Source organism: Agrobacterium sp. GW821-FHT02D03, assembly GCF_059421725.1.
In genome coordinates this window covers 1,624,482-1,640,006 of the sequence record NZ_JBWKVN010000002.1, presented here as the reverse complement: position 1 = coordinate 1,640,006, position 15,525 = coordinate 1,624,482, and the positions used below count along the sequence as shown (strand labels likewise).

13 protein-coding genes are annotated in these 15,525 nt (G+C 57.5%); 1 reads left to right on the top strand and 12 read right to left on the bottom strand.

Going from position 1 to position 15,525, the window contains the following annotated elements:
• Positions 1 to 29: 29 nt before the first annotated feature.
• From AC07U5_RS20785 to AC07U5_RS20750, 8 genes are all read right to left on the bottom strand, one after another.
• Positions 30 to 1,364, bottom strand: a complete 1,335-nt coding sequence (locus AC07U5_RS20785) for an aspartate aminotransferase family protein (protein WP_494724125.1) — start codon at positions 1,362 to 1,364, stop codon at positions 30 to 32.
• Positions 1,361 to 2,446, bottom strand: coding sequence for a phosphotransferase (locus AC07U5_RS20780; protein ID WP_494724124.1), 1,086 nt, complete (start codon positions 2,444 to 2,446; stop codon positions 1,361 to 1,363). The genes AC07U5_RS20785 and AC07U5_RS20780 overlap by 4 nt, the downstream gene beginning before the upstream one ends.
• Before the next feature lie 71 nt (positions 2,447 to 2,517).
• Complete coding sequence (locus AC07U5_RS20775; RefSeq protein ID WP_494724123.1) at positions 2,518 to 3,945, bottom strand: amidase; 1,428 nt, start codon at positions 3,943 to 3,945, stop codon at positions 2,518 to 2,520.
• 17 nt (positions 3,946 to 3,962) lie between these two features.
• A complete protein-coding gene (locus AC07U5_RS20770) occupies positions 3,963 to 5,315 on the bottom strand; it encodes an aspartate aminotransferase family protein (protein WP_113226720.1) in 1,353 nt (450 codons plus the stop codon).
• A 125-nt stretch (positions 5,316 to 5,440) separates the two neighbouring features.
• Entirely contained in the window at positions 5,441 to 7,144 is a 1,704-nt protein-coding gene (locus AC07U5_RS20765; protein WP_494724122.1) for an ABC transporter ATP-binding protein, read from the bottom strand.
• Positions 7,145 to 7,146: 2 nt separating this feature from the next.
• Positions 7,147 to 7,986: an ABC transporter permease gene (locus AC07U5_RS20760; RefSeq protein ID WP_494724121.1), complete on the bottom strand. Its 840-nt coding sequence runs from the start codon at positions 7,984 to 7,986 to the stop codon at positions 7,147 to 7,149.
• A complete protein-coding gene (locus AC07U5_RS20755) occupies positions 7,983 to 8,954 on the bottom strand; it encodes an ABC transporter permease (protein ID WP_062424405.1) in 972 nt (323 codons plus the stop codon). Before AC07U5_RS20755 ends, AC07U5_RS20760 begins: the two co-directional genes overlap by 4 nt.
• Positions 8,955 to 9,022: 68 nt before the next feature.
• The gene (locus AC07U5_RS20750) at positions 9,023 to 10,570 is read right to left on the bottom strand and encodes an ABC transporter substrate-binding protein (RefSeq protein WP_062424404.1); all 1,548 of its coding nucleotides are present in this window, start codon (positions 10,568 to 10,570) and stop codon (positions 9,023 to 9,025) included.
• Positions 10,571 to 10,801: 231 nt separating this feature from the next.
• Here AC07U5_RS20750 and AC07U5_RS20745 point away from each other — a divergent pair, with 231 nt between their 5' ends.
• Entirely contained in the window at positions 10,802 to 11,767 is a 966-nt protein-coding gene (locus tag AC07U5_RS20745; RefSeq protein WP_494724120.1) for a 2-hydroxyacid dehydrogenase, read from the top strand.
• 146 nt (positions 11,768 to 11,913) lie between these two features.
• Here the strand turns inward: AC07U5_RS20745 and AC07U5_RS20740 are convergent, their stop codons facing one another.
• The 4 genes from AC07U5_RS20740 to AC07U5_RS20725 all read right to left on the bottom strand — a co-directional run bounded on the left by AC07U5_RS20740 (position 11,914) and on the right by AC07U5_RS20725 (position 15,477).
• Complete coding sequence (locus AC07U5_RS20740) at positions 11,914 to 12,633, bottom strand: SDR family NAD(P)-dependent oxidoreductase (protein WP_113176003.1); 720 nt, start codon at positions 12,631 to 12,633, stop codon at positions 11,914 to 11,916.
• Positions 12,634 to 12,818: 185 nt separating this feature from the next.
• Positions 12,819 to 13,835 carry a GTP 3',8-cyclase MoaA gene (gene moaA, locus AC07U5_RS20735; RefSeq protein WP_494724290.1) on the bottom strand — a complete coding sequence of 339 codons (1,017 nt, stop codon included), beginning with the start codon at positions 13,833 to 13,835 and terminating at the stop codon, positions 12,819 to 12,821.
• Positions 13,835 to 15,175 carry an FAD-dependent oxidoreductase gene (locus AC07U5_RS20730; RefSeq protein WP_494724119.1) on the bottom strand — a complete coding sequence of 447 codons (1,341 nt, stop codon included), beginning with the start codon at positions 15,173 to 15,175 and terminating at the stop codon, positions 13,835 to 13,837. Before AC07U5_RS20730 ends, moaA begins: the two co-directional genes overlap by 1 nt.
• Positions 15,172 to 15,477 carry a ferredoxin family protein gene (locus AC07U5_RS20725; protein WP_062424398.1) on the bottom strand — a complete coding sequence of 102 codons (306 nt, stop codon included), beginning with the start codon at positions 15,475 to 15,477 and terminating at the stop codon, positions 15,172 to 15,174. Before AC07U5_RS20725 ends, AC07U5_RS20730 begins: the two co-directional genes overlap by 4 nt.
• Between the last annotated feature and the right edge of the window lie 48 nt (positions 15,478 to 15,525).

Here is a 15,525-nt window from a genome sequence, read left to right as displayed (position 1 = left end):
CTTGGATGGTCTAAAAGCAATTCTCGAAATCAATTCGTTTCGTGCAGCACGGATTCGAGCGTATTGAGGAAGATATCGGCGTGTTCGCGCCCAAAGGGCAGCGGTGGACGGATCTTCAGCGTGTTGCCGTGAATGCCTGCCGCGCTGATGAGGACGCGATGTTCGCGCATACGATTGACCACCGCCAGCGAGCGGGCACCATCCGGAGTGCGGCTCTTGCGATCGCTCACGAATTCAAGGCCGAGAAAGAGGCCCGCACCCCGAACATCTCCGATGCAGTCAAATGTCTGCTGCAGCTGACGCATGCTCTCCAGCATGTAGTTGCCCGTCGACAACGCATTGTCGGTCAGCCCCTCGTCTTCGATGATGTCCAGGACGGCATTGGCGGCGGCAATCGAAACGTGGTTGGCGCCAAAGGTGTTGAAATAGCGAATGTCGTGGCCAAAGCGCTCCTGCACCTCGCTCTTCATCACCGCAGCGGCGATAGGCATGCCGTTGCCCATCGGCTTACCCATCACAGTGATGTCCGGCACAATGCCATGGCGCATGAAGCCCCACATGTGAGAGCCTGTACGACCGAAGCCCGGCTGCACCTCGTCGGCGATGTAAAGTGCCCCGGCCTCATGGACAACCTCCAATGTTTTTCTCAAAAAGCCAGCTGGCTCCGAGAATATCCCGTCGGTCGAAAAGATACTGTCGGCGATGAAGGCGGCGGGCTTGATCCCACGGCGGCGCATGAATGCAATCGCCTTGGAAACCTCCTGCGCAAACATGTCGCCGACGTCTCCGCCATCGGCACGATAGGCATTGGGTGCCGGCACGGTGACCACATGCATGCCAAGCGGCATGTTGGGGCCCAGCGATGGAGAGATGGCGGCCGTTACAGCTGTCGTGCCGTGATAAGCGTTTTCGGTGATGATGATACCGGTTCCACCGGTTTGATAGCCGGCAATGCGTAGTGCCAGGTCAACAGCTTCGCTACCGGTGCAGCAATACATGACCCGGTTCAATTCCTCGGGGAATGTTGCAAGCAGTCTCGTCGAGTAAGCAAGGATCTTATCGTCGAGATAGCGCGTATGTGTGTTCAATACCGCAGCTTGTTCGGCAATCGCAGCAACCACGCGGGGATGGCAGTGGCCTACCGAGGGCACATTATTATACGCGTCAAGATAAGCATTTCCGTCAGGGTCGTAGAGCCAGACACCGTCTCCGCGCACAAGGTGTAGAGGATTTTCGTAAAACAATCGGTACGACGGGCCGAGCAACGCCTGACGACGTTCGATCATCGAACGCTCCCGCTCCGGCAGACTGGCCAGACGCGACGCGTCGAAGCCGTTGATCATCGTCGTTGCTGGCTTGTTCATGCCGGTCTCTCCACGGACGTGCGGCAAGCCGCTGCTAGTCGCGCAATAGTATCATCCTTTGGCAATGCATCGAGGCGGGCAAATTGTACCCAGACGGTGGGACTATTTCGGGTGTAACGTTCCTTATGTTCCGGAAATAGTTTGGCTTGCCATTCCTGTATCGCAAGTCGCATCAGCATGCGCGTCACGATGGCTGGATATATCAGTTCGAGTTCCTGATCGGACAGCGGCTTCTCCGTCGCATATCCTTTGAGGAAATCGCACATCGCTTCGACGGGGTCCGCAGCGTCCCCCATCTGGTAGGCCGCACCCACCGCAACATCGAATAGGACCGGTGCATGCACCATGTCACCGAAATCGATGATGCCGCTGATCGCGTCTGGATTCTCCTCTCTGACGAGAATGTTTTCCATGTTGAAATCATTATGGATAACCTGCGCGGGCAGTTGCGTTATGCGCGGCAGGATCAGGCTTTCGAAGTCGGTCATCGCCGCCTCCAGCCTCCTTCGTTGCGCTTCGTCGCCGAAGATGGACAGCAAGTCCCGCAGCCCCGCTGCGTGAGACATGTCCCAGGTGATGCGATGATGCGCGGCTTCATGTGTGAAACCTTGAAGAGCCTTCTGCATCCGACCCAACAACGCGCCGATGCGATAGCGCTGGATCGCAGAATGCGGCTGCGATTTCTGAGATTTCCCCGGAACAAACGTAACCATGCGTACCCCACGGTTGGCACCTTCATCATCGGTCATCCGGAAATCCGCCTCGCCGTCGAGCGTTCGGATGATCCTTTGGATTGGAATGCCCGGGTCGGCAGCTTCGACATGCAGAAGCGCCTGACTGTGCATGCTGGTCATGGCAGGATTTTCGGCCGGATTGAGGATTTTGAGGAGATATTCCGAACCGTTGTCGAGCGTCAGACGGTAATTGCTGTCCTTTTCGCCCCAGAGCCATTCCGCCCTCCCGACAAAGCCGTATTTCTCCCGCGCGATCTGCTCTGCCTGATCCGCAAGCACGGTGGTTGCGCTTGTCTTCAGCTCCGCGCCAAGCGCACTTGCCGCTTCCTGGTGTGCCGTGGAAGCCATGTTCCCGTTCCCCGATATTGCATTGAATGATAGGCACGGGGCCATCGTCGGTCCCCGCACATTGTCTGATGTCAGGCGAGCCTCGGCGCGCTGATCGTCTCCTCCGGAAAGGCCGATTGATAGGCCGCGGCCAGCGCGAGCACGATGTCATCGCGATAGCGCGGGCCAACAAACTGCAAACCAATAGGCAGGCCGCCTTGATCGAAGCCGCAGGGTATCGACACGGCCGGTTGGCCGGTCATGTTGAACGGATAGGTGAATGGCGACCAGTCAGACCAGTCCTTGCCTTCGATGCCGCCTGGGAAATCCACACCTGCCTCAATTGCTGTCGTCGGCATGGTCGGCAGCATGAGCGCGTCATAGGTCTGATGAAACAGCGCCATCGTCACTTTAAGATCAGCCCTGACCTGTTCGGCCGCGACATAGTCCCGCGCGGTATAGGCACAGCCTTTCTCATAAATGCGGATCAGGCCCGGATCCATGAGCGCTTTTTGCTCTTCCGTTGGATTGATCAACTCTACAGTTCTGGCTTCGGCGGCGTACCAAAGGGCGAGAAGAGCATCCTGCGGATTGGAGAACCCCGGATCGACCTCTTCGATAATGGCACCCATGTCGGCCAGCCGCTTGGCAGCGCGCTCGACGGCGGCCGCCACGTCCGGCTGGACCTCGGCGTAGCCAAGATTGCGACTGTAACCGATCTTCATGCCCTTGATGTTGGCAGCCTTGGTTCCTTCATGCCAGTTCGGCACGGGAGTGGGGCAGTAGCCATACATCGCCTTCGGGGTTGGACCCGTTGTTGCATTCATGAACAGCGCCGCATCTTCAACCGTCCGAGTCAGCGGGCCGCGATGCGCAAGCTCGAACAGCGGCGTCGGCGTGTCGGAGGGAATCCAGCCATAGGTCGGCTTGATACCGAATGTTCCGCAGAAAGAGGCCGGAATACGGATCGAGCCGGCGCCGTCAGACCCCTCATGCAGGACACCCATATTGAGCGCTGCTGCAACGGCTGCACCGCCAGACGAGCCTCCGGAGGCGCGATCTGTACGCCATGGATTGAGCGTATTTCCAAAGGCCGGGCCGTGGGTCACTCCCTTCCAGCCAAACTCCGGCGATGTTGTTGTGCCAAGGACAGTGACGCCAGCGCCGCGCAGGCGTTCCATGATGAGAAACTCTTTCTCCGATGGCATTGTCGAACCCAATGCTGACCCACGTCGCCAGGGAATACCCTTCACGGGGGTCAATTCCTTGATTGTTGTCGGCGCACCATCGATGGGGGAAAGTTGCTCTCCTTTCTTCCAGCGCGCTTCCGATGCTTTCGCTTCTGCCAGTGCAAGTTCCGGCACGACATAAGCGAATGCATTTACGCTTGGGTTGAACCTCTCGATCCGTGCCAGCGATGCCTTTGCGGCCTCCACGGGGGACGCCTGGCCCGAGGCGAAGAGCTGTGAGAGCTGCACGGCCGTCATCTCGCCGAGGTCGGTTTTGTTCGTCACATCCATATCTCAATCCTCAAGGCTTAGGCGCGCGTGGCTTGAACGGTGGCCAGTGCGCGACTGACGGCACCAAACATGTCGTCGATCTGCTCGGCAGTGATAATCAACGGTGGGCAGAAGCAGATCGCTTCTCCAATATTGCGGATGATCAGGCCTTCGTTCTGGCATGCCGCCGCAACCGCCGCAGCGGCGTCCCCAGCATTTGCATCCGCCCATGGGTTAACCTCCAGCGCACCAAGAAGGCCAATGCCGCGCGACGAATGCACAAGCGGATGTTCGGCAAGAGCCGCCAGTCCGTGGAGGAACTTTTCTTCGAGGCGCGCGACATTGCCGACAAGGTCGCGTTCCTGGATGATCTTTAGATTCTCGAGACCGACGGCTGTCGCGACGGGATGACCGGACGCGGTGAACCCGTGACCGAAGACGCCGATCCGATCCGATTCATCGGCGATCGGCTGATAAAAGCGATCGTTCATGATAATCGCAGAAAGCGGCATGTAGGACGAGGAGATCTGCTTCGACACGACGAGCACATCCGGCTCAATGCCGAGCGTTTCGCACGCAAACATCTTGCCCGTGCGGCCGAAGCCGCAGATCACTTCGTCAGCGACAAGAAGAATATCGTATTTCTTCAGGATCTCCTGAACGCCGGCCCAGTAACCATCCGGCGGCACCAGCACGCCGCCAGCGCCCATCACAGGCTCCCCCCAGAAGGCAGCGATCGTTTCCGGACCTTCCTTCAGAATGAGCTCTTCCAGATCATTCAGAATGCGCTTGGTGAAATCAGCTTCACTCTCGCCGTCCAAGGCGAAATGCACGTAGGATGGGCATGACGTGTGGATCATCCGGTCGAGCGGCAGATCGAAGCTTTCATGATTGCGAGGCAGGCCCGTGATTGAACCGGAAGCAATTGTCACGCCATGATAGCCCTTGATCCGGCCGATGATCTTCTTCTTGTCTTTCTTGCCAAGCGCATTGGAACGGTACCACACCATCTTGCAGGCAAGGTCGTTGGCTTCCGAACCCGAGGATGTAAAATGCACTTTCGACATCGGCACGGGAGCGAGCTTGATCAACATCTCCGCCAGATCGACCGAAGGCCCGTGAGTTTTGTAGGCGAAGCTATGATAATAGGGCAGCTTCTCCATCTGTGCCTTGGCCGCCTCCACCAGACGCTTTTCGCCGAAGCCCAGCGCCACCGACCACAGCCCGGCTAGTCCCTCGATATAACGCTTTCCCGTATTGTCGGTGACATAGATCCCGTCGCCGCTCTCGATCACAAGACCGCCTGATTTTTCGTATTTTCGAAGATTGACCATCGGATGCATCTGATAGGCGATGTCGCGGGCTTCCACAGAATTCGGCATAATCGTCATGTACTGCTCCACAATCGGGCTCTTAAGCCCCCAACTTGGTTGATATCGACCGGACGAGTGGTCTGATTTTGACATTTCATCATCAAGGCCGGCTCACGTCGGCATCAAGTGTCAAATTCATTCCACTAGGCCGTCATGAGCGCTTCCTTCGCCCGACCGGGAATGGCCTCGATCAGGCTCTTTGTGTAGGGGTGCTGGGGTTTATCGAAGATCATGTTCCCGTAGCCGAGTTCGACCACCTCGCCCTTCTGCATCACCATCACACGGTCGCAGATCTTTGCCGCTACGCGAAGGTCATGAGTGATGAAGACGAGAGAGAGATCGAGGTCTTTCTTGAGCTGGCCCAGCAGTTCCAGGACCTGGGCCTGGATCGACACGTCAAGGGCTGAAACGGCCTCATCGGCGATGATGATCTCAGGTTCGAGCGCCAGCGCCCGCGCAATGCCGATACGCTGGCGCTGACCGCCAGAAAACTCGTGCGGAAAACGGTTCGTCGCCTTCGGATCGAGACCGACCATCTCCATCAATTCGGCCGCGCGTGCCAACGCCTTCTTTTCATCTTCGCCATAAGCAATAGGCCCTGAGGCAATGATGCGCCCGACTTTTTCGCGCGGATTGAGCGATGAGTAAGGATCTTGAAAAATCATTTGCATCCGCCGGCGCATGGTCCGCAGTTCTTCGCCTTTCAAATGCGCCATGTCTTGACCGCCAAGCAAGATGCGCCCGCTGCTGGGATCTTGCAGCCGTACGAGACAACGTCCCACTGAGGATTTACCGGACCCGCTTTCCCCCACAATGCCCAGCGTTTCGCCACGGCAAAGTGTGAAGGACGCGTTCTTGACCGCATTCACCTCGCGCACCTTGGAGAACAGCCCCGTGCCCATACGATAAACCTTCGAAAGGTTCTCGACAGTGAGCAGTGGCTCCCGGTCGTCAACGTGCTTGACGCCCTCGCCAGCGCGGGGAATGGCAGCGATCAGCTTCTTCGTATAGGGGTGTCTCGGCGAGAAAAGGACTTCTTCCGCTGTCCCCTGTTCGACTATTCGACCGAGCTGCATGACGCTGACATAGTCGGCGATCTCGGCTACGACGCCGAAATCATGGGTAATGAACATGACCGCCATATTGCGCTCCTTCTGGAGCTTGGCGATCAGTTTCAAAATTTGCGCCTGCGTCGTCACATCGAGCGCGGTGGTCGGCTCGTCTGCGATCAGCACCTCCGGTTCCAACGCCAGCGCCATGGCAATCATAACGCGTTGGCGCTGACCGCCGGAAAGCTGGAACGGGTAGCTGGCTGCAACACGCGGCGGATCTGGCAGGCCGACTTCCGTAAGAAGCGACAGTGCTTTTTCTTTTCGCTCCTTTGGTGTCAGCAACCCATGCGCTTCGAAAACCTCCTCGATCTGCGCCGAAACCTTCATCAGCGGGTTGAGCGCAGACATCGGTTCCTGAAAAATCATCGCAACGCGGCGCCCTCGAACGGCGTAGAGCGCGCCGGCTGGCATGGTAACGAGATCCGTCGTGCCTAGGAGGATGCGGCCCTGCGCCACGCGCACCGTATCCGGTAATAGTCCCATCAGCGCATTGGCAGACATCGATTTGCCTGAGCCACTTTCGCCGACCACGCAAAGCATCTCGCCAGGAAAGAGCTTGAAGCTGACACGGTCGACTGCAAAGGGCCGGTCTGCGCCATCCGGTAATGCGATGCTCAGCCGGTCGATATGGACGACCGGGTCACCGCGCCCTTCTTTCTCCAGCGCTCCCGGATGAAGAACGGCCGAAGCAGTCCCTTCAAAGCTCACGTCATCGGTATTTATGGTGTCGGCCATATTTACTTCCCCTTTCGCGGAAGGCGAGGGTTGAGGGCATCGTTCAGCCCCTCCCCGACTAGGTTCAGCGCCAGCACAGTCAACAGGATTGCAAGGCCGGGGAAAAAGCTCACCCACCAGGCCTGGCGGATCACGGTGCGACCGGCGCCGATGATGTAACCCCAGGACATGATGTTGCGATCGCCCAATCCGAGAAACGAAAGCGAACTTTCGATCAGGATCGCCGCAGCCACCATCATTGAGGCAAGCACGATGATCGGCGAAAGTGTATTCGGCAGAATTTGCCGCCAGATGATCGTTGAGTGCCTTTGGCCGGAAAGAACAGCTGCCTCGACAAATTCACGCGACCGGAGCGACATCACCTCGCCGCGCAAAAGGCGGGCGACAGGAGGCCAGGAGACGATGGCGATCGAGATCACGATCGAATAGATGCTCGGCTGAAAAATGGCCACCAGTACCACTGCAAGCGCGAAGCTCGGAACGCTTTGGAAGAACTCGGTGAACCTCATCAGCACATCATCGACCCAACCGCCGAAGTAACCGGCGATCGCACCGATCGGAATACCGATCAGCAGAGAGACCACGGTCGAGACAAGACCAACGAGAAGCGACACCCTGGCACCGTAAGCGAGACCTGCAGCGAGATCACGCCCCATCGGATCCGTACCGAGGAAGAAGGCATCCATGGTGAAAGGCGGAATGAACGGCCGCTGGACCATTGCCCAGGGGGATTTGGTGTAAAGGAAGGGAGCAACGATCGATACAATGACGACCAGGAGCAAAATAACGAGGCCGACGACAGCACCGCGATTCTGCGAAAAGCGTTTCCAGAAATCCTTCATGACGCCACCTTGATGCGCGGATCGACGAGGCGGTAAAGCACGTCGGTGATGAGGTTGAAGAGCAGGACCATCGCGGCGGAGACGACAAACACACCAAGCAAAAGATTATAGTCTCGTTGCGACAATGCATCGAACATCAGCCGGCCGATGCCCGGCCACGCGAAGACAGTCTCGATCAGCACGGCTCCACCGACCAACTGACCTGCCTGCAAACCGGCAAGGGTTACGACCGGCAAGAGAGCGTTGCGCAGCACATGGCGGCGCTGGATGATGCCTGGACGCAGACCCTTGGCCTTCGCAGTCTTGACGAAATCGAGCCTGCCAACCTCCAACATCGAGGCGCGGGTCATGCGGGCATAGACGGCCATGAAAAACAGGCCGAGCGTCATGGCGGGTAAGATAAGGTGCCGCAATATGTCAAGCATACGGGCAACGCCAGTGTAGTTGGCCCCGACCGTTTCGTAACCGAAGCCGGGTAGCCAGCCGAGTTCGACGGAGAACAGTAAGACGCCCATCAGCGCCAGCCAGAACAGCGGTGTCGCGTAGAAGATCAGCGCCACAAGCGAGATGATCGTGTCGGCCCACTTTCCTTGCCGGGCAGAAGCAAAAGCGCCAGCCGCAACACCGAGACCGAGCGAGATCACAAAAGCGGAGAGTGAGAGAAGCAACGTCGCCGGCAAACGTTCGCTAATGAGCTGAAGCACCGGTAGCTGCTGACGGTAGGAGTAACCGAGATCAAGCCGAAGGACCGAAGACACATAGATCCAAAGCTGCACATAAAGTGGCTGATCGAGACCAAACCGTTCTCGGAGCTGTTGAAGGAAGGCGGGATCGGCATCACCTGCTTCTCCCGCCATCACCGAAGCCGGGTCTCCCGGCGCAGCATGAATGAGAAAGAAGTTGAGCACGGTGATACAGATCAAGATCACGGCTGCCTTTAACAGGCGCCCCGAGATGAATCTGAGCATGAGCGTGGCTCCGACTAGGGTTTTCGGTCTGAATGATTGGCGGAGACTGATCTCCGCCAAATATCGACTTACTTCTTGATCCAGGCGTCGCGCATGGATTCCGGAAGGCCTGACGCCGTCGTGACGATGTCTTGAACCTTGCAGTTATAGATCGTCGGGAAACCGAGCTCGAGCAGCCAGGCGACCGGCACGTCTTCCTGAAGCTTCTTCTGGACTTGATCGTAGAGTTCCTGACGCTTGGAGGCTGGATAGGCGACGGCTGCCTGTTCGAACAGCTTGTCGAGTTCCGGGTTGGAATAGCCCTCGACATTGTTGAACGGGTTGCCCTTTGCGATCTGAGAGGTCTTGTAGTTGCGATCCACGCCTATGGCCGGGTCGCCATTCTGGTAAAGATATGTGAAGGCGATGTCGTAATCCCAGTTCGACGTGCGCTGATTCCAACCCGCAACGTCCGTGGCTTCGATCTCGATCGGAATACCGACTTCCTCAAGATTCTGCTTCACCGCTTCTGCCCAGCGCTGCCATGTTTCACCATATGGTAGCGGGAGAAGCTTCAGAGGCTTGCCGTCATAGCCGGCCTCCTTAAGCAGTGCTTTGGCCTTATCGACGTCGTGTGGATAATGCGGTTCAACATCCTTGTAGAAGGGCAATTTTGACGACAGTGGACCGGTTGCAACCTTTCCATAGCCGTTCCACAAAACGTCTTTGGCAAACTCGCGATCGAGCGCGTACATCACTGCCTGACGGAATTTCACATTATCCATCGGTGCCTTGCGGTTGTTCAACCATAGCCACGATAGCGGAGCGAAGTACTCCCAGCCTTTTTCCGTTATGCAACTGTTGGGCAAATCCTTCAGTCTGGGAATGTCGAAATTCTCAACCGATCCGCCCGGTAAGACATCGACTTTGCCTGTCTCGAATGCAACGGACCGCGACGCACCGTCTGGAATGACCTGATAGTACAGCTCATCGAGGTAAGGCTTGCCCTTAATGTAATAGTCATTGTTCTTGACGAGATGGATGTAGCTGCCACGCTTCCATTCGTCGAATTTGAAAGGGCCCGTTCCGATCGGCTTGTCGTTGGCTGGGTTCGTCGCGTAGTCGGTACCTTCGTAAATGTGCTTGGGCACGATCGGCATCGTGTAGAAGGCCAATCCGCGGATAAAGGCTTCGAAAGGTTGCTTCAGCTTGAACACGACGGTCTTTTCGTCGGGCGCGGTCACGCTTTCCACATGGGTCATTAAGTTGCGATGACGCGGCTGCATCTTCATAAGATAGTCGTTGGCGGAGAACAGAACGTCAGCCGATGTCATCGGCTTGCCGTCGTGCCATTTCACGCCATCCTGCAACGTAAACGTATAGGTCAGGCCATCGTCGGAAATGGTCCAGGATTTGGCGAGCGATGGCTCGGGCTTGAGGTTTTCATCGTAGCGGAGCAGGCTTTCGTAGATATTGCCACCGACCAGTAGGGCCGGCCCATTTGTTGTGGTGCCGATCATAACGCTTGGCGGTTCGGGCTGAACGATCAGGTTCAGTTTACCCCCTGGAACAGCCTGCGCTGATGCAGCGGTTGTCATCATGAAAATGGCTAGGGATGCAGAAATCAGTCGTCGCATGAAGTTCCCCTTATGGATTTTCGTTTCTTGCAGACGTCACTTTGCGATCTCATCGCAGTAACAATATACCAATATATTGGTACATCATCTTGACTCCCATAAGCGCTGGGTGTCAAGCAAGACTGCGCCATTTTTGCATAAAAGTTGAACTCACTAAAATGTGGATTAAAAATTAAGCGGATAGCACGCGTTTGCGGCTTTGTGCCAAAAATGCGCTACCCTGGAACGGGCTTGGACAGGATTGAGACGATGAATGAGGCACTAAATCAGAAGCCGCACATAGCTCTAATCAGTAGCACTCTCGACCTCAGCTTTCTGAAAGACGCCTTCAATGCGTCCGGGCTGGGCGCGAGACTCAGCATTTATCCAGAGGCTGGATTTGAGACCGCCGACGTTGCGGTCGCCTGGAATCCGCCTCACGGGCTTCTTGCTACTATGCCAAACCTTAGATTGGTCCATAGTATCGCTGCCGGCCTGGACAACATTTTCGCCGATCCACGCCTCCCTTCTCTCCCAGTTTGCCGTGTGGTGGACGACCGGCATGCGCTTGGTATGGCAGAATATGCCATCTGGTCGGTCCTGTTGTTTCATCGCGAGATGGACCGACATTTGCAAAATGCCACACTGAAATGCTGGGAACGCCCTTCGCAGATCCCGGCACGCGATTACTCGGTTGGCATACTAGGATTTGGTGCGATCGGGCGGACCGTAGGACGCAGCCTTCTTGCCCTCAACTACAATGTCCGCGCATGGGCACGCTCACCCAAGGAAGAAGCGGGCATCATCACCTATTACGGTGACGAGCAACTGCCGGTGTTTCTCTCCGGTTGCAACGCGGTGATCTGCCTGCTTCCCCTCACCGGCGCCACGCGCGGAATTATGAATGCCAAGCTGTTCGCCCATCTCCCGAAAGGAGCTGCAATCATCAACATGGGCCGCGGCGAGCACCTGGTCGAAGCTGATCTGATCGAAGCAATCGACAGCGGCCACCTTCGCGGAGCTGTACTCGACGTTTTCGCGAAAGAACCGCTACCCGAGGAGAGCCCCCTGTGGGATCATCCCAAGATCTTCACAACGCCTCACATCGCGTCCATGCCAGATCCCAAAGACGTCGTCGCGCAGATCTTCGAGAATGCGACACGCGTGTTGGCGGGAATGCCGCCACTCAATGAAGGTGATCGAGACAGCGGCTACTAAAAGGCACGCCTCAGCCGATGCATAGACACTGAAAAGAGAGAGAGCTTATGCGTGTCAAATGACGAACAGCGCCTCAGTGCTGGCTGTTGCCGAAATTGCCCAGGAGGCGAACAGCGACACTCCCATGGCCAGATCGTTTCGTAACATCAGACGTGCTGTCCGCCGTTGATGTGGATTTCTGCGCCATTGATGTAGGATGACTGTTCGGTACAGAGAAAGTAGATGGTCCTGGCAACTTCGTCCGTCGTACCGAGCCTCCCCAGCGGCACCTCGGCCTCCACGAGCTCATCTGTGCCGGGAGACAGAATGGAGGTGGCAATCTCGCCCGGAGCAATCGCATTGGCTCGAACACCGCGGGGCCCGAATTCGTGCGCAAGTTCACGGGTAAGCGCGGCCAGTCCGGCCTTGGACGCGGCATAGGCAACCCCGGCGAAGGGATGGACGCGAGAGCCCGCAATCGATGTCACATTGACGATGGAACCGCGCGCGGCCTGGAGTTCAGGCAGTAGCGCGCGAGCAAGGAGAGCGGTGGAAACCAGGTTGACATTCAGAATTTTTGTCCAGGTCGCCGCATCGGTTTCGGCCACCCCAAGGCGGCTGCCTTCAGGCCCCTTCGGCGAGATACCTGCATTGTTTACCAGCGCCGCCAGCTTGCCATCAGGAAGACGACTGCGTACCATTTGGACCAAGTCGTCAATACCGGAAAGGTCGGCGAGATCGGCCTGAATATGGCTTTCGCGAGCCGATGGCCAGCGGCATTCCTCCGAAAATGGCTGCCGCGACACCGTCAATACTCGCCAGCCGTGCTGCAAGAACAGCTTGACTGTAGCGTGCCCGATCCCACGACTAGCACCCGTCAAAAGCATATAGGGTAAGTCTACCAAGGGCGGAACTCCAATCATTTCGCCGCATGTGGCACGCGCGATATATCGCTAGGTTAACGTCTACCAAGAGGTTTGCAAGCGATTTGGGGCCAAGCGACGTTAGCCAGCCGTGGAAGCCTGCGGCCGGCGACAGTCAAGCCGGGCCGTGGAGCCATTCTTGTCAGTCGTCATCCGCCCGTGTTCGACATATGACGAGCGATTGTGGGCGCCGACATTCGGTCCAGAACGAAGTCATGGCCTCTTGGTTTGCTTTGGATCGCGGCGCGGATGCCATCCACCAACATTCTGTCGTCCTGTGAAGCGCGCATGACGTCTTTCAAGTCGGCGGCATCCTCTTGCCCAAGACAGGTATGCAGCAAGCCTGCGGCAGTGACCCGAACGCGGTTGCAACCTTCACAGAAATTGTGGGTGAGCGGCGTGATGAAGCCAACCAAACCACCGGTTTCTTCGATGCGAGCATACCGTGCCGGGCCGCCTGTGCGTAGAGCAACGGGATTGAGCGTCCAACGCTCTTCCATCTGGCGGCGCAAGCTGTCTAGCGGTAGATACTGAGCCAGCCGATCCTCGCCGGTTTCCCCCAGAGGCATCGTTTCGATGAGCGTCAAGTCCATACCATCTCCGTGGGCGAAACGGATGAGTTGATCCACCTCTTTTTCCGTTACACCCTTCAACGCAACAGTGTTGATCTTGATGGCGAGCCCCACAAGCCGTGCGGCCTCGATCCCCTTGAGAACTGTTGTCAGTGACCCACCGCGTGTGAGTTCGGTGAAACGCTGAGGATCGAGCGTGTCGAGGGACACGTTGACACGCCTCACGCCGGCCTCTGCCAGCGCCGCTGCATGATCTGCAAGCCGTGTGGCGTTGGTGGTGAGCGTTAGTTCTTTCAAGGAGCCCTCCCGCAGAAGCGGCGAGAGGTTGTTAAACAAGGTCATGACATTTTTGCGCACCAACGGTTCTCCGCCGGTGATGCGGATCTTGGTCACGCCAAGTTGGATAAAGGCGCGCGCGACCCGCTCCAGTTCTTCCAAGGACAGAAGGTGTTGCCTTTGCATGAAGATCATTCGCTCCGGCATGCAATAGACGCAGCGCAGATCGCAACGGTCGGTGACAGACAGACGCAAATAGCTGACGCTGCGGCCAAAGGTGTCCACGAGAGGACGAGCAGAGGCCTGAGAGGTTTCCATCAGCATGCGATCCCCCTTCCTCGCGCTGTAGCGACCATGTCGTCCACCGACACAAACTTCTCGCGTGGCTTGCCGTTAACACAGCCGCGCGCTACCTCTGCGCTATCAATAATCCGCCAGGCATCGAAATCGAGGGGCACTCCGTGCCGTCTGCCAATGGAAGAGACGAGCCTGTCAATGGCGCCTGGTTCCGGCGACGGCAGGCTATCGAGATCAACAAGAATCTTCTCCACGGTATCGAGCGCACAGGCGCGGTTGGTGCCAATAGTTCCCTGTGGGCCACGCTTGCTCCAACCGCACGTATAGAGGCCGTGATCGATCCGATCGTGGACCATCAGGCGGCCGCCTCGGTTAGCGTGAACGCCGCGCGATCCATCGTAGGCGATACCTTCGATCGGTGACGTTCGGCGGCCGACGCTGAGAAACACTAGCTTCGTGTCGATCCTAATGCATTCCTCCGGCGCTCCTTCCACACAGTTGCGCCTGAAGACGGCGCTTTGAACCCCTTCACCGCCTTCAAAGCAGACGGGTTCGAGGTGGAAGCGGAAGAGGCATCGTCGTTCCTTGGTCGCGACACGGCGGGAAAAGCGCTCAAGGAGGTCCAACGAGGCTTTTCGCTCTATGTCGAAGCCATCGCCATGCGAGAAGGCATCGGCCGGTAGATCGGATGGATCAACTCCCGGATCACAGGCCGTCAAAGTATCGAACTCGCCCAGCTCCTTAGCCGAAAATCGAGTTTCGCTTGGGCCGCGCCGCCCGATGAGATGCACGTCGCGAACCCGGCTTTCGGCAAGTGCCTCCAGCGCATGCGAGGCGATATCCGTCTGGCGCAATTCATCCGGCGTCTTGAGGAGAATGCGCGCCACGTCGAGCGCGACATTGCCATGTCCGATGACCACAGCCCGCTCACCTGAAAAATCGAAAGCAAGGTCACGATGGTCGGGATGGCCGTTGTACCAGCCGACAAAGTCACTTGCCTGTCGGTTACCCGCCAGTTTCTCGCCAGGCAGGCCAATCTCCCGACCGAGCGACGCGCCTGTCGCAAGGACAACGGCATGATAGGCACGCCGCAGCGCCGCGATGCTAATATCCGTTCCCACATCGACACCGCCGACGAAGCGAAAGCCGGGCATGGCAGCGATCCGGTCGAAAACGGCTGTGACTTGCTTGAGCTTCGGATGATCGGGGGCGACGCCGAAGCGCACCAGGCCATAGGGGACAGGCAGCCGCTCGAACAGATCGACGGCAACATCCTTCTGCGCGCGCAAAAGGGCTTCCGCAGCGTAGAAACCGCTCGGTCCGGCCCCAACAATGGCAACGCGATACTGCGGCGTCGTCATAGGCCGAGCGCCTTTTTTCGCTCGTCGGCACCGGGAAGCGGTGCGAGACGGCTGGTAATCACAGGCGTTTCCGCCGCCCGACGACGATTGATCTCGATCCACTTCTGCTGTTCGGGCGCAAGCAAATAGGACGCCTGGATCGCGCCGACTGGACAGGCTGGCACGCAGCCACCGCAGTCGATGCAATTTTCGGGATCGATATAGGTCATTTCATCATCGAGATGAAAGCATTCGACGGGACACACGGTCACGCATTCCGTGTAGCGACATCCCGTGCATTGATCAGTCACGACATAGGTCATGTCTATTATGCCCTTTCAAAAATCCAATTGGTGCGAAACCGATAGGGG